The 24,294-nt window shown below is 43.7% G+C and carries 21 protein-coding genes; 5 read left to right on the top strand and 16 right to left on the bottom strand.

Annotated features, from left to right (window positions below):
* Nucleotides 1–2 precede the first annotated feature (2 nt).
* From choW to Q4592_RS02330, 6 genes are all read right to left on the bottom strand, one after another.
* Nucleotides 3–842 carry a choline ABC transporter permease subunit gene (gene choW, locus Q4592_RS02355; RefSeq protein WP_368509292.1) on the bottom strand — a complete coding sequence of 280 codons (840 nt, stop codon included), beginning with the start codon at nt 840–842 and terminating at the stop codon, nt 3–5.
* A 102-nt stretch (nt 843–944) separates the two neighbouring features.
* A complete protein-coding gene (locus Q4592_RS02350; RefSeq protein WP_303509295.1) occupies nt 945–1,892 on the bottom strand; it encodes a choline ABC transporter substrate-binding protein in 948 nt (315 codons plus the stop codon).
* A 133-nt stretch (nt 1,893–2,025) separates the two neighbouring features.
* Nucleotides 2,026–3,720 (bottom strand): choline dehydrogenase, encoded by a 1,695-nt coding sequence (gene betA, locus Q4592_RS02345; protein ID WP_303509292.1) that lies wholly within the window; start codon nt 3,718–3,720, stop codon nt 2,026–2,028.
* Nucleotides 3,721–3,789: 69 nt separating this feature from the next.
* A complete protein-coding gene (gene betB, locus Q4592_RS02340) occupies nt 3,790–5,244 on the bottom strand; it encodes a betaine-aldehyde dehydrogenase (RefSeq protein WP_303510220.1) in 1,455 nt (484 codons plus the stop codon).
* 48 nt (nt 5,245–5,292) lie between these two features.
* Nucleotides 5,293–5,886 carry a transcriptional regulator BetI gene (gene betI / locus Q4592_RS02335; RefSeq protein ID WP_137672257.1) on the bottom strand — a complete coding sequence of 198 codons (594 nt, stop codon included), beginning with the start codon at nt 5,884–5,886 and terminating at the stop codon, nt 5,293–5,295.
* A gap of 451 nt (nt 5,887–6,337) precedes the next feature.
* A complete protein-coding gene (locus Q4592_RS02330; RefSeq protein WP_303509288.1) occupies nt 6,338–7,258 on the bottom strand; it encodes a LysR family transcriptional regulator in 921 nt (306 codons plus the stop codon).
* Between the two features lie 248 nt (nt 7,259–7,506).
* Here Q4592_RS02330 and Q4592_RS02325 point away from each other — a divergent pair, with 248 nt between their 5' ends.
* Together Q4592_RS02325 and Q4592_RS02320 are read left to right on the top strand one after the other, a co-directional pair.
* A complete protein-coding gene (locus Q4592_RS02325) occupies nt 7,507–7,797 on the top strand; it encodes a putative quinol monooxygenase (protein ID WP_137672259.1) in 291 nt (96 codons plus the stop codon).
* Nucleotides 7,798–7,870: 73 nt separating this feature from the next.
* Nucleotides 7,871–8,953 (top strand): L-dopachrome tautomerase-related protein, encoded by a 1,083-nt coding sequence (locus Q4592_RS02320; RefSeq protein WP_303509267.1) that lies wholly within the window; start codon nt 7,871–7,873, stop codon nt 8,951–8,953.
* 119 nt (nt 8,954–9,072) lie between these two features.
* On the opposite strand, the gene Q4592_RS02315 is transcribed toward Q4592_RS02320, so the two are convergent.
* From Q4592_RS02315 to Q4592_RS02305, 3 genes are all read right to left on the bottom strand, one after another.
* Nucleotides 9,073–9,507 carry a hypothetical protein gene (locus tag Q4592_RS02315; protein ID WP_303509265.1) on the bottom strand — a complete coding sequence of 145 codons (435 nt, stop codon included), beginning with the start codon at nt 9,505–9,507 and terminating at the stop codon, nt 9,073–9,075.
* A gap of 569 nt (nt 9,508–10,076) precedes the next feature.
* On the bottom strand, nt 10,077–10,577 hold the full coding sequence (locus tag Q4592_RS02310; protein ID WP_303509263.1) for a hypothetical protein: 501 nt from the start codon (nt 10,575–10,577) through the stop codon (nt 10,077–10,079).
* On the bottom strand, nt 10,574–11,497 hold the full coding sequence (locus Q4592_RS02305; protein WP_303509260.1) for a hypothetical protein: 924 nt from the start codon (nt 11,495–11,497) through the stop codon (nt 10,574–10,576). The genes Q4592_RS02310 and Q4592_RS02305 overlap by 4 nt, the downstream gene beginning before the upstream one ends.
* 264 nt (nt 11,498–11,761) lie before the next feature.
* Between Q4592_RS02305 and dgt the strand changes: the two genes are divergently transcribed.
* The gene (gene dgt / locus Q4592_RS02300; RefSeq protein WP_303509257.1) at nt 11,762–13,255 is read left to right on the top strand and encodes a dGTPase; all 1,494 of its coding nucleotides are present in this window, start codon (nt 11,762–11,764) and stop codon (nt 13,253–13,255) included.
* Between the two features lie 64 nt (nt 13,256–13,319).
* On the opposite strand, the gene Q4592_RS02295 is transcribed toward dgt, so the two are convergent.
* The 7 genes from Q4592_RS02295 to gcvT all read right to left on the bottom strand — a co-directional run bounded on the left by Q4592_RS02295 (nt 13,320) and on the right by gcvT (nt 22,226).
* On the bottom strand, nt 13,320–14,309 hold the full coding sequence (locus tag Q4592_RS02295; RefSeq protein ID WP_303509254.1) for a hypothetical protein: 990 nt from the start codon (nt 14,307–14,309) through the stop codon (nt 13,320–13,322).
* A 66-nt stretch (nt 14,310–14,375) separates the two neighbouring features.
* Nucleotides 14,376–14,972, bottom strand: coding sequence for a TIGR02594 family protein (locus Q4592_RS02290; RefSeq protein WP_303509252.1), 597 nt, complete (start codon nt 14,970–14,972; stop codon nt 14,376–14,378).
* Between the two features lie 8 nt (nt 14,973–14,980).
* Nucleotides 14,981–16,069, bottom strand: a complete 1,089-nt coding sequence (locus Q4592_RS02285; protein WP_303509250.1) for a hypothetical protein — start codon at nt 16,067–16,069, stop codon at nt 14,981–14,983.
* A 285-nt stretch (nt 16,070–16,354) separates the two neighbouring features.
* Nucleotides 16,355–17,476, bottom strand: coding sequence for a helix-turn-helix transcriptional regulator (locus Q4592_RS02280; protein ID WP_303509247.1), 1,122 nt, complete (start codon nt 17,474–17,476; stop codon nt 16,355–16,357).
* Between the two features lie 174 nt (nt 17,477–17,650).
* Nucleotides 17,651–20,536, bottom strand: coding sequence for an aminomethyl-transferring glycine dehydrogenase (gene gcvP, locus Q4592_RS02275; RefSeq protein ID WP_303509245.1), 2,886 nt, complete (start codon nt 20,534–20,536; stop codon nt 17,651–17,653).
* Nucleotides 20,537–20,663: 127 nt separating this feature from the next.
* Complete coding sequence (gene gcvH / locus Q4592_RS02270) at nt 20,664–21,056, bottom strand: glycine cleavage system protein GcvH (protein WP_303509244.1); 393 nt, start codon at nt 21,054–21,056, stop codon at nt 20,664–20,666.
* A gap of 78 nt (nt 21,057–21,134) precedes the next feature.
* On the bottom strand, nt 21,135–22,226 hold the full coding sequence (gene gcvT, locus Q4592_RS02265) for a glycine cleavage system aminomethyltransferase GcvT (RefSeq protein ID WP_303509239.1): 1,092 nt from the start codon (nt 22,224–22,226) through the stop codon (nt 21,135–21,137).
* Nucleotides 22,227–22,995: 769 nt separating this feature from the next.
* On the opposite strand from gcvT, the gene Q4592_RS02260 reads away from it, so the two are divergent.
* Together Q4592_RS02260 and Q4592_RS02255 are read left to right on the top strand one after the other, a co-directional pair.
* Nucleotides 22,996–23,727, top strand: coding sequence for a hypothetical protein (locus Q4592_RS02260; RefSeq protein ID WP_303509236.1), 732 nt, complete (start codon nt 22,996–22,998; stop codon nt 23,725–23,727).
* Nucleotides 23,724–24,221 (top strand): GNAT family N-acetyltransferase, encoded by a 498-nt coding sequence (locus tag Q4592_RS02255; protein ID WP_303509234.1) that lies wholly within the window; start codon nt 23,724–23,726, stop codon nt 24,219–24,221. The genes Q4592_RS02260 and Q4592_RS02255 overlap by 4 nt, the downstream gene beginning before the upstream one ends.
* Nucleotides 24,222–24,294 lie beyond the last annotated feature (73 nt).

The following is a 24,294-nucleotide window of genomic DNA, read 5'->3' as shown; positions in this document are numbered from 1 at the left end:
GCCTATCCCTCTTTGTTCTGGCTAGCCGGGCTTTTACATAAGCGATCTAAAATAATCGCCACCAATACAATCGCTAATCCCGCTTCAAAACCTTGGGCAATGTTCACGGTGTTTAACGCGCGTACTACCGGTTTACCTAAGCCATCGGCCCCTACTAGCGCGGCAATCACCACCATCGATAAAGACAACATAATGCACTGGGTTACCCCTGCCATAATATTTGGCATTGCCGCCGGAAGCTCAACCTTAAGCAGTAATTTCAGTCGACTAGCGCCGAATGCTTTACCGGCTTCAACCAGTTCTGCTGGTACCCGGCTAATGCCTAAATAAGTGAGACGTATTGGAGCAGCAATGGCAAAAATAATGGTAGAAATAAGACCCGGAACCACCCCTAAACCAAATAGCACTAAGGTGGGAATCAAATAAACAAAGGTGGGAATGGTTTGCATCAAATCGAGAATGGGCCTGAGTATGGTGTATAACCAAGGTTTATGTGCGGCAACAATGCCGATTGGCACGCCTACCAACAACGAAATAGTGGTAGCACTTAATACCAATACCAGCGTTTCAAGCATCTCTTCCCAGTACCCTAGGTTCATAATCAGTAGCAAAGCAGCCACGATAAATATCACGAGGGAAATACTGCGGTGTAAAAACCACGCTAATAAGGCGGTAACCACAATGGGCACCGAAGGCGGAAACCATTTAAATAGCTCCACCAAAAACATAATCACTGATTCGAGGGTATATGACACTGAGTCAAAAAATCCGGCGGCGCTGTAGGTTAGCCAATCCACGAAGGTGGCCATCCATTCACCTAATGGGATTTTATGCTCTGTAATAAAGTCCACTGTTACTCCTTAATGGTCTGTATTGTGTTGATTAAATGAATAAAATAACGCTAGCTCGCTGTGGCATATTTGCCGCAGCGAGCTAAACGCTGACTAGATGTTTAAGTAAGTTTGTAGCGCTTTGCTAGCATCGCTACCGTCACGAGCTGTCACTTGCTTAAGCCATTCAGCCAAGGCTTCAGGATTCGCTTTTAACCAGGCTTTGGCTGCTGCATCAGGCTGTTGTTTGTCATCTAAAATGCTCGCCATCAGTTGGTTTTCCATTTCCAAACTAAAGCTTAAGTTTTTAAGCAACTGACCTACGTTTGAACAGGTTTCTAGGTAGCCTTTACGCACGTTAGTGTAAACATTAGCGCCACCGTAGTTAGGGCCAAAGAAGTCGTCGCCACCGTCGAGGTAAGCCATATCAAAATTGCTGTTCATTGGATGCGGCGCCCAGCCTAAAAAGGCCACCCATTGCTCGCGGTCAACGGCGCGTTTTACTTGCGACACCATGCCCGCTTCGCTTGATTCAATCAGTTTGAAGCCTTTTAGATCAAAAGCATTTTTGTCGATCATATCTTGAATAAGGCGGTTACCATCGTTACCTGGCTCAATGCCATAAATACGACCACGAAGCTGTTCTTTATGCTTGGCCAAATCGGCAAAGCTATGCACACCCGCATCGTAAACATATTTAGGTACCGCCAGGGTGTACTTAGCGCCCTCTAAATTGGCGCGCACCGTTTCAACGGTTCCTTGCTCGCGATACTTGGCAATGTCGGCTTCCATGGTTGGCATCCAGTTACCTAAGAACACGTCGATGTCGTTGTTGGCCATAGACGAGTAAGTCACTGGTACAGACAACAACTGAGTCGTGGTTTGGTAACCCAAGCCTTTAAGTACTTCACTGGTTATTGCGGTTGTGGCGGTAATATCTGTCCAACCTACATCAGAAAAACGCACAGTGTCACATTGCGCAGCAGCAACCGTTGAGGCTGAAAAACTCAGTAGTAAAGCGGTACTGCCAATAATGGCGCGTTTAATCGGTGTATTGTTCATGACTCTTCCTTTTTAGTCCGTAGTGAGTGTTACCGAGGCACGCTTAGCGCCCCTAACAAATTCTTGCGTGTAACAACGTACTGGAGCGATCTTCGTCTCCAGTAAACTGTCATGTGTTTTTAAGTGTTCTTTGTCAGCGAAAGGCGGGGCGTTGTGCACTACCTGTGCGTTGCTCGGTGTCCCAATTGGGAGCAATCCATGTTGCTGCATCTGAGGCAGCAAGCGGTGTATTGCCTAAAATAGCATCTGCGACTTTCTCGGCGACCATAATGGTAGGAGCATTAAGGTTACCGTTAGGGATGGTTGGGAATACTGAAGAATCTACCACCCGTAAACCAGCAATGCCCTTTACCTGACAATGCTGATTAAGCACCGCCATTGGGTCGTTATCAGCGCCCATTTTGCAGCTACAAGAAGGGTGATAGGCACTTTCTACATTTTGCCTTACCCAAGCATCGATCTCTTCATCGCTATCAATATCTACGCCCGGTTGAATCTCTTCACCGCGGTAGTCATCCATGGCTGGCTGCGCCAGAATCTCGCGGCTTAAACGGATACAATCGCGCCAATCTTGTTTATCTTGCGCGGTACTGATGTAGTTAAATTCGATACTTGGTTTGCCATGAGGGTCGGCAGAAGTCACCCGAATGCGGCCACGACTTTGCGGTTTATTTGGTCCAACATGTAACTGAAATCCATGTCCGTCAAACGCTGCTTGGCCGTCGTAACGCATCGCGGCAGGTAAAAAGTGATACTGAATATTCGGCCATTTTAAACCTGCTCGCGAACGAATAAAGGCGCAGGACTCAAAGTGATTAGTCGCCCCTAAGCCATCTTTTAATAGTATCCAGCGGGTGCCAATCAAACCTTTGCTAATTAGCCCTAGTTTACTGTTAAGGGTAATCGCTTGGCGACAAGCATACTGAAAATACACTTCTAGATGATCTTGCAAATTCTCACCCACGCCGGGTAAATCATGCTCTAGGGCAATACCAGCATCTTTTAGCACCGCTTTGGGGCCAATGCCAGACAACTGCAATAGCTGTGGCGAGCCAACAGAACCTGCCGACAATATCACCTCGTTGTTGGCATAAATCGATTGAATTTTTCCACCGACTTCAATTTCAACACCTACCGCACGCTTGTCTTTTAACAGCACTTTTCGAGTCACCACACCTTGTTTTACGCTAAGGTTTTTACGCTTGTTGGCGCTACGTAAATAAGCGTTAGAACTTGAGGCGCGTACGCCTTTGTCTACGGTCATATGCATTGGGCCAAAACCCTCTTGCTGGTAACCGTTGTAGTCGTTGGTTTTTGGATAGCCTGCTTGCTGCCCTGCATCAATAAAGGCTTGGTAAAGCGGGTTTAGTGTCATGTTATTGCCATTACACGTGGCTAGTGGGCCATCGCCACCTCGGTAGGCATCTTCGCCGCCGATCCACGACTCTGCACGACGAAAATACGGCAAGCACTCTTGGTAACTCCAGCCAGCAGCGCCTTGCTCTACCCATTCATCAAAATCGCAAGCATGGCCACGCACATATACCATGCCATTAATCGATGAGCTGCCGCCCAATACTCGCCCTCTAGGGCAATGTAAGCGGCGATTATTTATGCCTGCTTCTGGCTGGCTTTCAAACTGCCAGGCATATTTATCGCTGTTCATGGGGTAAGACAGCGCAGTCGGCATTTGAATGAAAATACTGCTATCACTGCCACCAGCTTCAAGCAGTAAAACCGAGTGCTTGCCCGAGGCACTTAAGCGGTTGGCTAATACACAACCCGCAGAACCCGCGCCAACAATAATGTAATCATACTTGGTGTTCATTTCTTTCCCTGACGTTCCAACCAATAAGGTGTGCAATTTCCTAGGCCTAACATAACCACTGTATCTGGCTTACTCGTAAGGGCACTCAAGATCACCCAGCTCAATCAACACACTCTTGTTTTGAGTGTAATGATTAAGTGTTTCAATACCGTTTTCTCTGCCAATGCCCGATTGCTTGTAACCGCCCACTGGCATTTCTGCTGGCGAGCCACCCCAAGTATTTACCCAACAAATACCGGCTTCTATTTGTGCAATCACCCTATGAGCACGTGATAAGTTTTGGGTAAACAAGCCCGCGGCTAAGCCATATTGGGTAGCATTGGCGCGCTTAACCACTTCATCTTCATCACTAAAACGTAGAATCGACATTACTGGGCCAAAGATCTCTTCTTGCACTTGCGGCATATCGTCGCTGCAATCGGCAAAAATGGTGGGCTGTACAAAATAGCCTTTGTCTAAGCCATTGGCGGTTTCGCGTTCGCCACCGAATATCAGGCGTGCACCAGATTGTTTACCCGCTTCAATAAAGCCCAGCACCTTGTGCATGTGTTCTTCAGAGATAAGTGCGCCAATTTGCGTCGCCATATTGCTGGGATCGCCAATCTGCAACTTGCTTGTTCGGTGGGCAATCTGCTCAACAAATTGCTCATAAATAGCATCATGTACAAATACCCGCGTACCGTTAGTACATACTTCACCTTGGGTATAAAAGTTGGCGAGCATGGCTGCCGATACCGCGTTATCTAACTTAGCATCGTCAAACACAATCAATGGCGATTTACCGCCCAGTTCCATGGTGATGTCTTTAAGGGTGCCGGCTGCATCGGCCATCACTTTTTTGCCAGTGCCTGATTCACCCGTGAAAGACACTTTGGCAATATCGGCATGGCGAGAGAGCATTTGGCCAACGCGGTAGTCACCTTGCACCACGTTAAATACGCCGTCTGGTAGGCCTGCTTCGGTAAAGATCTCAGCTAACTTTAAGACTGATAAAGGCGTTTCTTCAGAGGGTTTAAACACCATGGCGTTACCAGCGGCTAATGCTGGGGCAGATTTCCACATGGCGATTTGAATAGGATAATTCCATGCACCAATACCGGCGCAAACACCTAAGGGCTCACGGCGCGTGTAAAAAAACTGACCATGACCTAAGTCTTGTTGCTGGCCTTGAATGGCCGCCGCTAGCCCCGCGTAATATTCAATCACATCGGCGCCTGTCACAATATCCACTTCAATAGCTTCTTGAATGGGCTTGCCGGTATCTTTTACCTCTAGCTCTGCTAGCTCGTCGTTACGTTCGCGCAATATAGCAACTGCACGCATCATAATGCGGCCTCGCTCCATGCCGCTCATCGCCGACCACACTTTAAAGCCCTGTTGCGCCGAGGCAACCGCACGGTCTACATCGTCAGCCGATGCTTGGCCAACTTCCGCTAATGGCTCACCAGTGGCAGGATTAGCCGTAATAAACGTGTCAACTGATGTGGCATCAGTTGCCTGACCATGGATGTAAAGAGACTTCATTTTCATCAAAATGCCTTGATAATTAATAGTGATTGCATGGTTAAAGCGTTAGCTCAAGTATGGCGCGAGCTGTTTTTCGAGATAATCAGAAATGATTTTTTGCGCGTTTTCTGGAGAAATACCATCAGGGTTTAGCGCGCCCCGTAGCCAAATGCCGTCAATTAAGGCAGCAATACCCTGCGCCACAAACAGCGCTTGCTCGGCGGGTAAGGCTTGTTTTAATTCATAACGAAGATGCGACAACAAGCGGCGCTCGTTAACCCGCTGTAATCGGTGTAAATCGCTGTCGTGCATCGCCTGCGCCCAAAAGGCCAACCAAGTTTTTACCACTTTGCTTTCAACTTGGTAGCCATCAAAATTAGCGGCCACAATCGCCATAACCCTAGCGGTAACGTTATTAGGGTCTGCGGCTTGTAAGTGCGCAATAGACGTAGCAGATAACCGGCGTAACACGGTGCGCATGGTTTCTTCTAATAAACCATGCTTGCCGCCAAAATAGTGGTGAATGATCCCTGAAGACACCCCCGCTTTTTTACTGATTAAGGTAACGCTAGCGCCCGATAACCCCACCTCGTCAATTACCGCCATAGTGGCTTCTACAAGTTGCGGTCGGCGTATTTCGGGCATTCCTACTTTTGGCATATTGTTACTTAAATGTTTCTTAATTGAACGTGCAATTAAAAATAAATTTACAGCAATTCAAATAAAAGTCAAAGTTTGCTCAGTGGGTTCAAGGGCAGGCGGGGTGGCTTTCATGGCTGATTTACAGCGAATTTGGCAGCGGTTTTTACTCGCAGCTAAACAAGCCAAAAACAGAGGTTTAAAGCGCCAAAATAAGAAGTGGGAATGATTTCTATTTAGTTATTTCAAGTAGATAGCGAAGTAATTACCGAATGAGAGACCGGCCCCAAATAAGCGCTACACAACCGAAAAACACCAGCAACTAGCCACGCTTGGCCCAGCTAATAATAAATACATCTTCACAAAAAAATAATTTGAAAGAAGCGCCTAAAAGATCAAAAACCAACGCAACAAGGGCTGAGGTTGCTTGCTAAAACAACAGCCCAAGCGCCAGTAAAGGTACCGCAACCACTCAGTTCAAAATGCCCTTTTTATGCATCTCATTAAGAATGGTCTCGGTTTTCTCTCTAAAAAGATCGCGCAATAAACGCACCGTAGGCGTAATAGATTGACGACTAGGGCAGACTAACCATAGCTCGGTAGGTGTGGCTTGGTATTGCGGCATTACACTCAGTACTCGGCCGGCCAATAAGTCGCGCGACATATCAAGACAAGACTTAACGGCAATGCCCTTGCCTGCCACACACCAGCGCCTGACTAAGTCCCCGTCATTAGATGCTCGGTTACCTTTTAGCTTCACTTTGTGCTTTTGCTGGCCATCGTCAAACTGCCATTCGTCTTGCAAAATATCGTGTAGTTGATACAGCAGAACGTTGTGTTCAATTAGCTTAGCTGGCCCGCTAGGCGTGCCATGTTCAGCTATATATTCGGGGCTTGCACATACCAACCTGGGTACATCACAAATCTTGAAGCCATACATGTTGGCATCATTCGGTGAGCCGTAACGCAGCGCCATATCTACCGAGTCACGATAAAAATCAATGTTGCTGTCACTAATGCTGCTGCGCAACTCCACCTTGGGGTACTCAAGTAAAAACTCATCTAGCCAAGGAGTAATTAGGTTTCGCCCTAAATCAGACGACAGAGAGATTCGAATTTCGCCATCAATAATGCCTAAGTCTTCGCGCATATTTAACTTGGCCTGCTCAAGCATTTTTAAAGCTTGCTGGCACTGCGGCAAATAACGTTCACCCGCAGACGATAAACGAAGGTGGCGAGTGGTGCGTATAAATAGTTCTGCGCCCAGTGAGGCCTCAACTCTTTTTACTGCCGCACTGGCCGTGGCGGTACGCATATCTAAATTAGTGGCCGCAGCAGTAATACTGCGAAACTCCGCCACTTTTAAAATCACCTGCAAATCTTCAAGAAGCATACTGTCTACCAAAATTTGATAATCAACTATTTATTGTATCGATATTAGCAGCTAATCAAGTAAATACAGCAACAAGAGCTAAGGCAATAAGCCTGCTTAGCAGAATAACCCTCAATTATTATCAATTAATATTTGATAATAATTCAAATTAAAGCCTGTTTTTCATTGTTAATTTCACCACTACTATACATCCATACCAACAAGGCACTGCAACCGCAGCGCAAAATTAAACAACTGAGGAATACCCTATGACTACATTAACTATCGTTGCAAACATTGTTGCTAATGCAGACAAAATTGAATTGGTAAAAGCCGAGCTATTAAAATTGATTGAGATTACCCGCGCCGAAGAAGGCTGCATTAACTACGACCTTCACCAAGACAACGAAAACCCAGCGCACTTCACTTTTTACGAAAACTGGACCTCGCGTGAACTTTGGCAAGCACACATGGGCAACCAACATTTAGCCGATTACATGGCTGCCACCGACGGAGCAGTAGCTAGCTTCACCCTAAACGAAATGACAAAAATCGCCTAACTAGGCACACCAAACCTTACACACGACACACCAAGCCCTGTATTAGTGGGGCTTAAAAGGAAAGAGGCTTCACATGAAAAAGCTAAGCACATTATTGGCACTAAGCACCGCATTGCTCATTAACCCCGCACAAGCAGCCGACATAGAAGTGGTTGCGCAGCTAGAAGGCACTCGCCCAGGTAACATTACCGTTACCCCGCAAGGCCGCACCTTTTTATCTATGCAGCCCCTAGATGCGCCAGAATTTAGAGTGGTTGAGCTAATGCAAGACGGCTCAACCCAGCCCTACCCCACTCAAGATTGGGCAAACGGCCCCGAGAAGGGCGAAGTAGGCTTTTCGTCGGTGATTGGCATCGACAGCACTAAAGATGGCGTAGTGTGGATTTTGGATATGGGCAGCGCCGACGCACCCGCCCAAATTGTTGCCTGGGACAGCGTAAACAACACCCTGTTCAAACGTATCGAGATAAGCAAAGACGTAATGGTAGGCAACTCTTTCCTGCAAGACTTCGCCTTAGATACCCAGCGCCAGCAAATGTACATTGCTGATACCAGCTTAGGAAACCTATACGGTGAAGCGGCGCCAGCCTTTGTGGTGGTTGATTTGGTGACAAGTGAATCTCGCCGAGTACTGCAATCACATAAAGCCTTATTGTCTCCAGAACATGAAGTGCGAATAGATAACGCGCCAATGGCCACCAAACGTGAAAACGGTAATGTAGGTGCGCTGTACCTAGGCTTAAACCCAATCACTATTGATGCCAACAACCAGTGGCTATATTTTGGCTCGGTAAACGGTAGTGCTATTTACCGCATTCCTGCACAAGCCTTAGCGAATGAAAAGCTAAGTGCTGACAAGCTTGGCCAAAGTATCGAGTTCTTTAGTGAAAAGCGCCCAAGCGATGGCATGATTATCTCTGACAACGGTAATATTTATGTGGGCGACATTGAGAAAAATGCCATTGGCATTGCCAACCCAAATGGTTACAAAATCTTTGCACAAGACGACAAACTATTGTCTTGGGCCGATGGTTTCTCAATCCAAAATGGCTATTTGTACGTGACCCAAAACTCGCTACACCTTCACCCAGCGTTTAACCAAGGGGAAGAAGGCTCAAGCAAGCCCTACCATGTGTTACGCATCAAGTTAGATTAGAAGAATGAATAGACAAGATATGAAGTGGTCTTCATATCTTGTCGCTTTTAGAGAGTTCGAATCATACTAGTGGAGAAAGAGTACCGCTGCCTAGTACTAGTTGTTACGTGGGTACATTCTTATTTTTCTAGCTTTGAAATGGATAAACGACTTGGCATGAATTTACTTAAGTAATAACAACCAGCCTCAGAAAATAGACGAGGGAAACGTAACTTTTTATCTTTCCCTACTGCTACCTGATGAGTTTCCTCAGCCCAAAACTCAAATTGAATACTGCTATCACCCACAACGACCTCGTTTAAAATTCCCGGCGTATAAGGCTTAAAAAGCTCAAGCTTATCTACCACTAAGTTTTTAGAGTTAACAAGGCTTACGAACAAAGTTTCTTCGTAGGGAGAGTCATTGCTACTTAGCCAAAGACTCTCACCATTGGCAAGCTTAAACCCCTTCTCTACCAGCACACCCGGTAAAGACAATTGCTGTTTAGAACCTCCCAAACTAAGTATCAAGCCGCTCTCTTCTTCTCGTACCAGGTAATCATGTATTTCTTGCATATTCCCCTCTCTAGTGGAGTTAGAAAGCCCAACAACCTATTAACTTTAAACTCACTAATGTAATATACCTTTGAATTATCAAGTGAAACAACTAACTAGTTAATCTCAAATCAAAAATGGAAAACATTAACTGTATATCCAAAATCTTCATTATTTTGTTGTCAGCTGGCTGCTTAAGTATGTTTGCTTGGGTAGGCCTAGTCGTTTACTTAAAATCAAAATGGCTATTATATTTAGAAGATGAACTTGATGACGGGGTAAGGTTTTACTCTTTAAGTTTTTTCTTTTCTGGGCAAGGAATTCTGCAATACGCTACTGTTTTCTTGAGCTCGTTTCACGCCAAACGCTACGGAATGCTTGAGAAAAGAAACAAGGTGCCTACACACGTTCGCAGGCTTTTCGTTTTTGCCTTCACTTTATTTATGTTGAGTTGCGCTTTGATGGTGGCAAGTTATGTATTGGTAGAGTTTTACGATATCTGACACTTCAATAGGTGCTGGCGTACTCTTAAGGTATACCTAGAAAAAAGACTCATAAACTATGAGCCATTTTTCACTAAGCTAAAGCAATTACTTACCTTGTTGCTTACTCTTCAGTATTTTCTGCATCTCTTGCTCAACTTCCAGCTTTGCTGCTTTCAAGCTTTGCTGAGCATCGTACTGAAACTGAATAAATGCCAAGTATGTTTTAGAAGATGTGAGTTTTAGAACAAGTAGCCCACAGACTAAAGTAAATACCTGCAATAAAGATCGTACCTTGTCCGCAAAGGGGTCGTAAGTTAACCACAAGGGCAGTGAGACTATAATCACAGTTAAAACATACAGTTGTAATAACCTTTTACACCTAAAAGAGCCTCGGGTAATTCGAAAGTTAATCACACAAAATATGACCATAAGTATCGCTCCGACTCCCCAAACAAGCTCAGGAGCAATGTTTAACATCCCCCAATTTCCCATGCTTGAACCAAAAAAGATCATCGTAAGCAAAGTGACAAGTAAGAAACAAAGCGTCGAAGCTAAAGGAGGAAACCAGCTAATAACCTCTTCTCTATCCATATTTTTTTTTGTCACTCTATTACCGCCAATTCTTGATGTATTCCAATTGCTAAACCCTTAACTGTTCCAGAAAGTGCGCTACCAGAAAAACTCATGGTAGCCCCAACAGCATCTTTCAATTGTAACTTCAGTGCATTAGTTATTTGAATCCCAGCATAGCGCTTAGGATAAACCCCATTGCGAACCATTGTTTTTAGTACGGCATTCGATACACCGGGGTGATTCAGTCGAATTATCTCTTTGGTTAAGCGAGCTCTCTCAGCTCTAGTTAACCCATTCAATAGTTCAAGAGTTGGCTTCCCTGAAGTTGCCTGCATCAACTTAAACGCTTTTATACTAGCTACTGCGGCTGTAGCTGCTCCAGCGAGGGAAATTATATCTAAAGCACTCGACGTAACACTGTACCATTTCTGAGAATCGAGCTGGTCATTAACTTCAGGTTGCTGAACCTCATTAAAAGTTCTGTACAAGCTATTCCCACATTGAACTGAACTTGCCGAAGCTGCAGCAACCGCCGTATAAGTAACGACACTGCTAACACCTCCAGTTAACGGGATAGCAGAACCGCTTCCAATTACGACAACCCAACCAAGAACAGCAGCCCCACAGCTTAGAGCTGCACCAGCGATTTCGCCAACCAACCTCGATTCTCTAGCGTTGGATTGTCCGGTTTTTAAGTGGTTTGCAAATTCAGATTTCCCCATAGCTTTAAGTGGTTCTCTAAGTACAATTTTTATAGGGTTGATTTGGCACACAGGCCTAAATTTTCGCAGTTCAACAACATTTAGTTCGCTGTCGACATATACAACAGCAGCGCCAGTAAGACCTTGTATTTTATCTATTTCCTTAAACAATTTTTCCTGATCTAAAGTAACACTCAGCCTATTTTCTAGCTGTCGCTGCTTAAAACTATCAAATGCAATTCCGTTTAACATCGCTTCCTCTGCAAACTGGTATCAAAAATATTGACTAAACCAAAATAATTAACAATAAAGTTATTAAACTGATAATTACAAATTAGTCACTAGACATCAATCACTAAGGTGAGATTATCTATCTTTCTCGAGGCTGAAGATGTGTAGTACAAAAACAGCAAATAAACCGGGGGCTTTTATTAATTTTCATAAAACCCACCAATTGATTTTCTATAGATAATACAGCAGTATAAATACTCTAATTGATAGAGAGCGGCTTAGAGTATGACGGTAAATTTCGCTAACAAAATTCTCGGTACTCGGCCCTACCCTGCTAAGCCAGATCTTAATGCCGACTTAAAGAAATTTGAAAGCGATCGAGGCCGAATCATTAACAGCGCTGCGGTTCGGCGATTGCAGCAAAAGACCCAAGTATTCCCCTTAGAGCGCAACGCTGCAGTTCGCAGCCGCCTCACCCATTCTTTAGAAGTGCAGCAAGTGGGTCGCTATATTTCTCAGCTTATTTGCGAAGCCTTAGTTGACGAACAAGATCGCTACCAACTTAAGGGACTAGAGCGGCAATTAGAAAGCATTGTTGAAATGTCCTGTTTAATGCACGACATAGGCAACCCGCCCTTTGGTCACTTTGGTGAAGAAGCCTTAATCGATTGGTTAAGCAGAAACCTCAATCATCTTTACCAAAGCTCTCAAGCAACAGTGCTAGATGAAGACCAGAACGAAAAACCGAAACAAACTCTGCCAGAAGCCATCCACCGAGACTTAGTCAGCTTCGAGGGCAACGCCCAAGGCATTCGGCTTATTCACTCCTTATTAAAGCTCAACCTCACCTACTCGCAAGCCTCTGGCATACTCAAATACACTCGTTGCGGAACAGAAGTTAAGCCAGAAAAAAGCGCTCCGTTTAATTACCTAAAAAAGAAGGTGGGTTATTACCTTAGCGAGAAAAACTACATTCAAGACATTCGCAATAGCTTAGACATAGACCAATACTGCCGCTCGCCCTTTTCTTACATTATGGAAGCCGCCGATGATGTGTCTTACGGCATTGCCGATTTAGAAGATGCCATAGAAAAAGGCGTGCTGAGTGTCGATGAACTAAAAATCGCCTTAACAGAAAAATTCGCAAGTTTAGCCGCATCGCTGCCAGAAGCAGAGCAGGCAACCATGAGCAAGATGCTAGATAAAGCCTCAACGCGCGGGCACGAAAGCAACAGCATGTTTTTTGTGTTTTTACGGGTAGAGGTAAACCAACGCTTGCCCGAACATGCCAAAAACCAGTTTGTGGAAAACTTAGAAGCAATTTACCAAGGCAGCTTAAACCGCGCGCTTATCGAAGATGGCAGCGTAAACCACCACATTGTAGAAACCTTTAAAAGCGTCGCGCTAGAACGTTGCTTTTGTCACCCAGAGGTAGAAGCCCGCGAGCTGCAAGGCTACCAAATTATCTCAGGCTTAATGGCTTGTTACCAACCGCTGTTAACACTAAGCCAAGGCCAGTTTGAGTACTTAGTCGACAACAGCAAAGTAGAAGAAAAAAGCTCAGCTTACATACAGCGCCTATTCAAAAAGCTGCCGGCTAAGCACTTAGCGGCCTATCAAAAAGCCATGACAGAAAAGCCAGTAAGTGAGCAGTTTGGCAACGAACAATGCCGCGAGTTTTACTACCGCACTCGGCTGATTATCGACTACATCAGTGGCATGACCGACCAATACGCCTACGACGAATTTAGAGCGTTTAATGTGATAAGTGATTTTTAGTTAAGAAATAGAATAGTTAACGGCAACCGAAAACTATTCTATAGCTTAGCCCAAATATCTTTTGCTACCAATAAAAAGCAAAACCAACCCCAAGCGAACTTACCGATTTTGTATAATTAGAAAGAGTGGCCATTGGGCCGTGATGCCCTTTAATCATAAGTGGAATACTAACACCCCAACCTTCTAGGGGATAAATGATACTCCAGTCGAAGGAATCGTTTTTTAACAACTCTTTGCCAAATACATAACTTGAGGTGAAAGTGAGCCCTGAAAATATAAATGGTGAAACTGAAATACTAGCCCTAACAATATCATAATCTTTTATTGAGGTTGATGAATTAGCCCATTCTCCCCAATTCACCTCTGTGTCGTCGGTAACATACGCTTTAATTGATAGGCGCCAATTTAAAGATATGCTCTCAATTGACTTATCATTTCCAACAGCCAATTTGAAATAGTTTGACCCACGACTGATTTCGTCAAAATAACGGTAATCACCAGAGAGATATGCCGTTTCAGTTTTCAAACCGGATGAGTCAAATTCGTCAATTTCTCGAGTTTGCCCATTAGAACGGTGCTCAAAAGAAATATCAAAATAATTTACATATTTATCTTTATCAACAATGTTAAAAAAATGAATAGCTGGATTACTCAGCCTATTTATTACTGGGCTAGAAGACCTTGTACTCAAGTAGAAATCAAATTGACCAGTATAAGAAACAAAGACTAATGGCTTAACTAGGGCATTTTCTCCACAGTCACTCCAGCTTCCTTCAGTACTTTTGAGTTCTGTATTGTCTTCTTTGGAACTAGAATGCCTAACTCTGCAGTCGTATATCGTGTACAAAAATGAGTAATCGGCTTGTAGAGCATCATCATCTCCTTCCCTGAAATTCCACACCGCAGAGTTAACACCATAGGCTCTAAAACGCTGAACTTCTTTAGCATCAAAACTAAGCGAATCAAATGTGCTTGTACCTTTTAAGGTTCCAACCGCATACGCTGAAAAAGATATCCAAAAAACAAGAAATACATAAAAAATCCTAAAGTCCATCTTCAAGTCTCCCGATGTAGCTAGAACCTCAATCCTTCCATTAAAGCAAAGCTCAACTATTAACATTCAGGGCCATAGGAAACCGAGTACTCTATCAGCACTATATAGAGATATATTCACAGAATCCCTTTGATTGCCACCCAGCAAGGCAATTTGGCCATTTTCGTAACCAGAATAGAAGCCTACATGCCCATGACTTGGATTAGTCCCTCTGCTCAACACTGTTACGCAACCAAGGGCGGGCTGAGAAAGTTCAATTCCCCAATTCAACCATGAGCGAGCTGCTGCGCTATTTGTACCCCCTAACCCAGAAGCAAGTAAACACCAATTAACAAAGCTTGAGCACCAAGGAACTTCGTCGGTAGTTGCTTTTAAGGTGGTTGAACTATGGTATTCCAAAATACGCTCATGATGTTGCGCTCCAGGTATCTCTGCCACCCCATTAATCATTTCATCATAGGCAATGCGATACCAATAAGGCGCTTGAGAATCATTATCTAGTTTATTCTTAAGTGGCTCTGGTAAATTGACACCTACATCAGCAATAAGAGTATTGTTAAAATCAATGTGAGTATTAATAGCCTTTAACTCTACCGGAGATATAGGTATTGAGTTTGAAATTGACTCCATAGTGTCACCTTTTTTAATTATATACTCATTCATACAGGCCTCTATTTAACAGTAACTACGCCATTTGCGTTATATTGAGCTCGAGTGGAAACATTAAAATCATTTATATCGATATTTTTCATGTCATCTTCTGTTATTGCTCTACTATCACCTTTAATAATTAATGTTCTTTGCGCTTCTTGAGGTTTAGATTCTTCTAATTCTTTCAACTTTTCACTAATTTCTTTTGAAAACTCCTCCCACGAGCCTTCTAGTTTATTCATAAGAACCGGGGACACCTCATTAAAAACTCTTCGCAACTCAGACCGACGTTCGTCAACCAATTTAATCAAATCTTTACCAAACACTTCTTTCAAAACCACGTGTGCTTTAAGACTAGCACTTGATAAATTTATAGCTTTACTTATAGAGACAAGTTCCTTGTAACCTACCGATTCATTCAAAATTTTATCAACTTCATCATAAAGATCAGCAAGCTCCATATTGGTTACATCTTTAGGGAGTTCAAACTCTGCTTTGAGTAATGATTGGGACACATAAGCATTAATAGAGTTTGAAGTACACATATTCGCAAAATCATAAATTCGTTTAGTTGCGATTGGAAAAGAACTAACTTCAGCATTATTAATTAACTCTATTTGCTTATTTAGTGCATTCTGAATCATTCCTTTTATAGCGTATGCGTCGGGCCCCAAGAGGTAATAATTGCGGTACAATTCACTGGTAGCAACCAAAAAAGCAGTGGCTAAGGCGAGACGCTGAAAGCTCTCATTAGAGGCGCCATTAATAGCCATTAGTCCAGTAACAAGAGTAGTACCAATAAGAAATTGCTCTTTTTGCCATTTTGACCGATGTGACTCATCAACTACTTCATTAATGGTGTCCATACAGTGGGAGTAAGTAAGACTAACCGCCTCCTGTACAAATTTCTTAAGTTCATCTCCTGTAGGGGGTTGTTTTTCTTCAATTCTTTTTGCAACAACTTCGTAAGATGGATAATTTAAACTGGGTTCATTTTCTAACCCTTCACCAATTCTATGTTGCGAATTAATATATTTGAATGAATCTCGATTGGTTGAGGAGCATCCTACCAACACTAGAAAAATGCTTATAAATATAACAATCTTCATTATCATCCCTTAGTCCCTTTGCTATATATCTAAGCCATTTAATGTACACACTACTTTTCTTGAATAGCTTATCGATTAAAACAAAATTAACTACTAGGGCGTAAACCAATCTAAGAGTTTCTTAGGTAGCCCCATTCCTCTTGTAGCTAAAGCAACATGCAGGCCAATTAAGCAAACTACTAATATTTATATAAAAAGGACAAAAAGGGGGGATTTAAAGAAACCTTAAATGTAAAAATTAATGACTAGTTAAAATTAACTAGTCAGTACTACAAGCGCTCACTATTAAATACATCCTCTAAACGAACCAAGCTTGACCATCAAGTCCATTTGATTCTTAACACCAAGCTTTCGATATATATTCTGAATATGAGTTCTAACAGTATTCAACTTTATATCCATAACTTCGGCTAAAACATCAACACCATTTCTTTTATGAATCAATTTAATAAGCTCTAATTCTCTCTTAGTCAAATGAAACTCTTTTTCAATTGCATACCAATTAAGGGCATATCCAGGAGTTAATGTGATTAAGCAACACCCTCTTCCTATAGCTGCACCGAAATATTCTCTTCGCAAAGGGGTCACTGATATATTTAGCATATCATCTCCAGACTCGTCCAATAAAATCACTGGTTGAGCATCAACCTCGGCATCATAAGGAAAACAACTACTCTCAATCACACTCCCCATTTTTGAGTTTAAATAAGGAACGCTAATATTAAATTCATCAATATTGCTTTCTATTTTTCTGTTACGAGTTATTATTTCACGCGCCACTTTATTTAGGCTGACAATATGTCTAGTTTCATCACAAATTAACATACCACTTGTAGTATTATCGGCAATAGCATTAAGTACGTTAAAATTGTTCTCAGAATGCTTTAACTCAGTATAGATTCTCGCTGCTTTTCTAAGATGAGGAGTTATTAACTTTAGTAATTTCAAGTCACCATCGTTATATGGCTCTTCATCATCCCCTTTATTCAAGGCAATATATCCGTCGTGAGTACCATCCCTAACTACTATAGCTCCCAAGCAATGATAAGATTTCATTGGCACAAAGATATCTTTATAAATACTCAAATGTTCAATCTCATTGATTGGGATTATCTCAGAGTAAGCTGTCACTTCACCTTCCAATATTGATTGAGAATAGTGATGCCAAGGATCTTCACCAAAGCGATTTAGGTAAGACTCGATAAGGCTAGGGTCATAAGAAAAATTGGTGACCATTTCATATTTGACCATTTGTTTCTTGGGCGCATTCCACAGAATAAAGAAAGCTTTATTTGAATTAGTTGCCTCACGAACCTTCTCAAGCAATTCATTCCACTCCCCTGACATCGCGCAATCGTAGATATCACTAATTAACTCCAATATTTCATTCGGCAAAGTATTAATCATTTTTTCTACATTGTTATCAATAAGTAAATTTAATTATTATGCAGAGGGTGATTAAATCAAGTTTCATATAATTAACTAGTACAAAGGAAATCTATAAAGTACATAAACAACCACAAAAAAAACGAAGCATCAATACTTCGTTTTCTATCATAACACACTGAAAATCTTTGATTTTTACTCTTGATAGGCTTCCATTGGAAGGCACGCACAGAATAAATTTCTATCACCATAAACATCATCAATGCGGTTTACTGTAGGCCAGAATTTGTTTTGCTTAACCGCTTCACATGGGAACACGGCTAGTTCGCGGCTGTAGTTGTGTGTCCATTGCGCGTCGGTTAGGTCATCTAGGGTATGCGGGGCAAACACGAGCGGGTTGTCTTGCAGCGTCCACTCGCCGGTTTCCACTTTGGCTATCTCGGCGCGTATCGATAACATGGCATCAATAAAACGGTCGATTTCGGCCAGCGATTCTGACTCGGTCGGCTCTACCATTAAGGTGCCCGCTACTGGGAAACTCATGGTTGGCGCGTGGAAGCCGTAATCGTTTAGGCGCTTGGCTACGTCCATTTCGGTAATGCCGGTCGCCTCTTTAAGTGGGCGCATATCAATAATACATTCGTGCGCAACGCGGCCGTTTTGTCCGCTATATAAAATAGGGAAGCCTTGGCTTAAACGGCTGGCTAAATAGTTAGCGTTTAGAATGGCAATTTCTGATGATTGGCGCAGCCCTTGGTTACCCAACATGGCTACGTACATCCAACTAATAGGCAAAATAGACGCGCTGCCATAAGGCGCAGCCGATACCGCGGCGTTAGCATGGCTGGCTTTGCCATTGCTTACGACGCTGTGGCCAGCTACAAAAGGTGCCAAATGGGCTTTAACACCGATTGGTCCCATACCTGGGCCACCGCCACCGTGTGGAATAGCAAAGGTTTTGTGTAGGTTTAAGTGGCTTACGTCTGAGCCAATAAAGCCCGGTGAGGTAATGCCTACTTGGGCGTTCATGTTGGCGCCGTCCATGTACACTTGGCCGCCGTTATCATGAACAATGTCACAAATCTCTTTAATGGTTTCTTCGTATACGCCGTGAGTACTTGGGTAGGTAATCATCACACACGATAACTGCTCGGCTAGCTCTTCCGCTTTGCTGCGCATGTCGTTCATGTCTACGTTGCCCTCTTTATCACAAGCAACAACCACCACTTTTAAGTTAGCCATTTGCGCCGAAGCAGGGTTAGTACCATGCGCCGAGCTAGGGATTAAACAAATGTTGCGGTGATGGTCGCCACGGCTAGCGTGGTATTTTTGAATCGCCAGCAAGCCCGCATATTCACCTTGCGCGCCCGAGTTAGGCTGCATACAAATTGAATCGTAACCGGTGATGTTAACTAACCAATCTTCTAGCTGGCTAATCATGGCGTGGTAGCCCTGCGCTTGGTCACTTGGGCAGAACGGGTGCATGCTTGAAAACTCTGGCCAAGTTACCGGGATCATCTCGGCAGTGGCGTTTAGCTTCATGGTGCACGAACCTAGCGAGATCATTGAATGATTAAGTGCTAAGTCTTTGCCTTCTAGCTTGCGAATATAACGCAGTACGTCGGTTTCGCTGCGGTAACGGTTAAACACTTCGTGCTCTAGAATCGGCGTATCGCGTAGTAGCGTTTCTGGAATGCAGGTTTCGCCTTTCACTATGTCATCTAAACGCGCCGCGTCTAAACCGTGGCCTTCGCCAAGCAGCACGGTGAATAAATCATTTACGTCAGCAGCCGTAGTGGTTTCATCCAAGCTAAGTGCCACTGCGCCTTCTAAATCCATACGCAGGTTAATGCCTAGTGCTTCGCTGCGCGCTTTAACTGCGTCTTTGTCACTTACTTTAATGCTTAGGGTATCAAAGTATTGCGCGTGCTCTGGGCTTAGGCCTTTGGCATCTAAGCCATGGGCAAGAATGGCGGTTAAACGGTGAATGCGTTGGGCAATAGTGCGCAGGCCATCTGGGCCGTGGAATACCGCAAAGAATGAGGCCATGTTGGCCAGCAATACTTGTGCGGTACAAATGTTTGAGTTGGCTTTTTCGCGGCGAATGTGTTGCTCGCGGGTTTGCAGTGCCATACGCAAGGCAGGCTTGCCACGGCGATCTTTAGATACACCAATAATGCGACCCGGTAGCGAGCGTTTGTAAGCATCACGCGTGGCAAAAAATGCCGCATGTGGGCCACCGTAACCCATTGGTACACCAAAGCGTTGGGCACAACCTAGCACTACGTCGGCACCCATTGCGCCCGGTGATTTAAGCATTACCAAGGCCATAATATCGGCGGCTACTGCCACAATGCCTTTGTTGCTATGTACTTGCTCGATAAGCTCGCTTAAATCGCGTACTCGGCCTGTGGTGCCGGGGTATTGCAACAAGGCACCAAATACATTGTGTTCAACCACACTTTCGGCTGGGCCTACTTCAATGTCGAAACCAAAAAAGTCGGCACGCTCTTTCACTACGTCAATAGTTTGTGGGTGAACATCGTCGGCAATAAAGTAGAGGTTACATTTTTTGTTTTTAGAGACACGTTTAGCCAAGGCCATCGCTTCGGCCGCTGCGGTGGCTTCATCTAATAGCGAAGCGCTGGCAAGCTCTAAGCCGGTTAGATCTAAGGTTAACTGTTGGAAGTTAAGCAGTGCTTCTAAGCGGCCTTGGGCAATCTCAGGCTGGTAAGGCGTGTAAGCGGTGTACCAACCTGGATTTTCAAATACGTTACGCAAAATTACATGAGGCACATGAGTATTGTGGTAACCCATGCCTATATAACTGCGGTATACCTTGTTTTGTTTCGCTAATTTGCGCAGCGCGGCTAGGGCTTGTTGCTCGGTAAGGCTGTCGCCAATATTCAGGCCTTCGCTTAAGCGAATTTGCTCTGGCACTGTTTGCTCTATAAGTTGCTCTACAGAGTTTAAGCCAAGCTGCTGGAGCATGGTGTTAACTTCGGCTTGATCGGGGCCAATGTGGCGGCGAATAAAGTCTTGGTTTTGCTCTAATTCGCTTAAAGGCAAAGAGGGGTTCATTGAACGATTCCTGTATTACTGAAACAAAGTGCGTTGCGTTGTTTGTTAGCTATTTTTATTGCTGTGTTTTAAGGTTTTACAGATAAAAAAAGCGCCCCGACCAGCGGAGCGCATTATTCATCAAAGCTTATTCATCTTCTTCGATGGTGGCGGCGTAATCTTCGGCCGAGAGCAAATTCTCTAGCTCGGCTTCGTCGCTCACTTTTACTTTAAACATCCAACCATCGCCATAAGCGTCGCTGTTTACCAGCTCTGGTGAATCTTCTAAGTCTTCGTTAATTTCTACCACTTCGCCGCTTACTGGCGCGTAGATGTCTGAGGCTGCTTTAACCGATTCTGCTACTGCGCAATCGTCGCCAGCGTCAATGTCGTCGCCTACGTCTGGCAGGTCAATAAATACCATGTCGCCAAGCAGCTCTTGAGCGTGCTCGCTAATGCCAACGGTGTAAACGCCATCGCCTTCTGAACGTACCCATTCGTGAGTACTGGCATAACGCAGTTCGGCAGGGATATTAGCCATAATTCCTTTCCTCTATAAGTTCTTACTTAAGGTTTTAATTTAAAGTTAAATCTACAAATAAAATTCTGTTCTTTTGGCTTACACTTTGGCGCCATTACGCACAAATACAGGTTTTACTACTTTCACTTTAACCTGTTTTTTGCGCATTTCCACTAAGGCTTCATCTACATCGCAATTGGCGATACGAGCCAGCGCAATACTTTGACCTAAAGTCGGTGAAAAAGTGCCACTGGTCACTATACCTGGCAGGGCTTCACCGTATTCATTCACTACAGTAACCGCTTGGCCGGCGCGCATTACGCCTTTGGTTTCCATCACTAAACCCACCAGCTTATCGGTGCCTTCGGCTTTTTGTGCCTCTAGTGCTTTGCGGCCGATAAAGTCGCGGTCTTCGGGTGCCCATGCAATGGTCCACGCCATGTTGGCCGCCAATGGTGAAATGCTTTCATCCATATCTTGACCATAAAGGTTCATCCCCGCTTCTAAACGCAAAGTATCGCGTGCGCCTAAACCGCAAGGCTGCACACCTTCAGCTTCTAGTGCTTTCCAGAGCGCTACTGCTTTATCTTGAGGAACTACAATTTCGTAGCCTTGCTCGCCGGTATAACCGGTGGTAGCTATAAATAGCTCGCCAGCTTGAACACCAAAGAAAGGCTTCATGCCTTCAATCGCTGTGTTTTGCTCGGCGTTAATAACCTTGGCGGTTAGCGCTTTAGCTTGCGGGCCTTGCACAGCAATCATTGCCAACTCTGGGCGCTCGGTAATGCTTACTGTGTAGTCGGCAGCCACTTGATAAATCCAGGCTAGGTCTTTTTCGCGAGTGGCTGAGTTAACCACCAAGCGGTAGTCTGTTTCGCTGAAAAAGTAAGTAATGAGGTCGTCAATCACTCCGCCTTCGTGATTTAGCATGCCGCCATAAAGGGCTTTACCTTTTACGGTAAGTTTGGCGACGTCGTTGGCGAGTAATTTACGAAGGAAGGCTTGGGCTTGCTCGCCCTGCACATCAACAATGGTCATGTGGGACACATCAAACATGCCAGCAGCTTGGCGAACAGCGTGGTGTTCTTCAATTTGCGAGCCGTAGTTAATCGGCATCTCCCAGCCGTGAAAATCAACCAGTTTGGCACCTGCATCTAAGTGCGCTTGATGAAGTACGGTTTGCTGTGTCATGTGCTGTTCCCTTTATTATGAGGGCGCGAAGGACAATCACCTTCTGCCAATGCTGAACAATTATAGCCAGATACCGGCAACAAGAAAGCCTTAATCACAAGTTGAACTAATCCATGAGCTACACAATTCACTTACATTTGCTCAACAGCGTAATGACAAGAATCGCTTAGCAAAGCCAAAAATCAGTAAAAAACACCAATAAACGCACAACACAACGCGCATTTACGCTAGCTTAGACCAAGAAATTCGACTTTAGCCACTAATCACAAGGCAAAGGAAAAACAAGCAATCATTAGTTAAACTAATCCACATTAAAAAAATCTATAAAAATAAATCACTCGTTTAAGTGAATCACTCATACAGCAATAACAAGCATAGCAAGGTGTAAACACCAGAGTTTTATGTAACATGCTGTTGCAGACGTTTATGTTACAACTGACCAAAGGATTGTCCCAAGCTGACCGTCAACGCTGCGATCCACAGTGCTTATCTATAAGCACAACGCTGGCCAGCGCCTAAAAAGGCATATTGGCCACACTATACAAAGCCTCCCTCTCGAAAAACGCTTACGCACCAGCATATTGCCACTGATAAAAACACATTAACGAAAACGGGCACATTTAACGCGTTGTGTAACTATAGGTATTCAGATGGCACAGCCTGCTTATAAGGCCTTTTATAAACATCACCTTTTTATGATTTAGATCAATAATAAAAATCGGATTTATTAACTAGATTTAAAATAAGGAAATTATTAAAGGGAATTAAAGTGATTTCGTTGAATGCGCTAAAAAGCAAAACCGGATTAATATTTACATCCCCCAAGCTAGACATCTCCTTAAAATATAATCAGGCAAAGAATGAAGGACCATTTTATGCCAGATTCACACTCTCATTTTTTAAAGAAGTAACAAGGCGGCATCCTAGAATGCCTATATTTGGCCGAATGACCAGAGGAGTAGCAGTGTGTAAATTAGATGCTGATTACGACTCATACTTTAACTCTCTTGAAAGCTCAGCGCGTAGAAACGTAAGAAAAGCACTGCGCAAGGGCTACTCATTCGAATCCATTAACTACAATGATCACCTTGATGACATCTATGAAATTCGCTGTTCAACCAGCATTCGTCAAGGAGTAATGGACGCCAACTATGTTAATGAAAAACCAAAGCCTAACGCCGATCCCAAGCCAAGCAATGGCTCACATAACTATCCCTATTTCGGTGTTTTTGATAGCAACAGAAAGTTAGTCGCTTATGCAGGCTGCATTGTTGCCGGAGAGCTATTAGAGCTGTCGCATTATTTTGGACACAGAGATTACCAAAATGATGGCATCGTACCTTTACTGATTACCGAGATTGCAAAAAGAAGCATCGAAGGCTATTCAGGGGTTAAATATTTTGTATACGGTTCGTATGTAAATTCATCAGAAACATTGGCTCGGTTTAAAAAGAAATTAATGTTCAAGCCTTATCATGTTCACTGGATACTAAATGAATGAAACAATTTGTATATTCACTCGATACCAATAACGTCACACCTGAAGAAATAAATACCTCATTCAAAAGCAACATGGTGATGATTGATAGTTTTGGGTCATTTATTAAAAATTCCAGCATGTTGTGTAGTCATTTTGGCGCAGGCAAGGAACTGTTTAAACTTCTATTAAAGATCTCTTTTAAAAGAAGTTCGATGTATTGTTCTGGTACGTCTAAAACGCTTCATAGCCATGGAGTAATTACTTATGGTCGATGTAAACACTACCCGGTAGACCTTACCGATGCGGTTATTGGGCCGGTATTTACTCACCCAAATATGCGCGGGCAAGGGCTTGCAACTCAGGCATTGGTTTTTGCAACGCACCACATCAACGCTAACAGCCAATCTAGAAGGATTATTATAGACACCAGTGAAGACAATTATGGGATGCAAACAGCGATAAAAAGAGCTGGGTTTGCTGGCCCTATAAAGGAGTTTCAGCGCAACGATAGGTAAGCAGCAATACCCCCTACCATACAGTCTGCCAATTTATGGAGCATTGTTAGCCTAGGTTTCAGCTAGAATCTTT

This window comes from Agarivorans sp. 1_MG-2023, assembly GCF_030548385.1.
Classification (GTDB): Bacteria; Pseudomonadota; Gammaproteobacteria; order Enterobacterales; family Celerinatantimonadaceae; genus Agarivorans.
The sequence above is the reverse complement of the archived record's forward strand: the minus strand, read 5'-3'. Positions and strand labels throughout refer to the sequence as shown.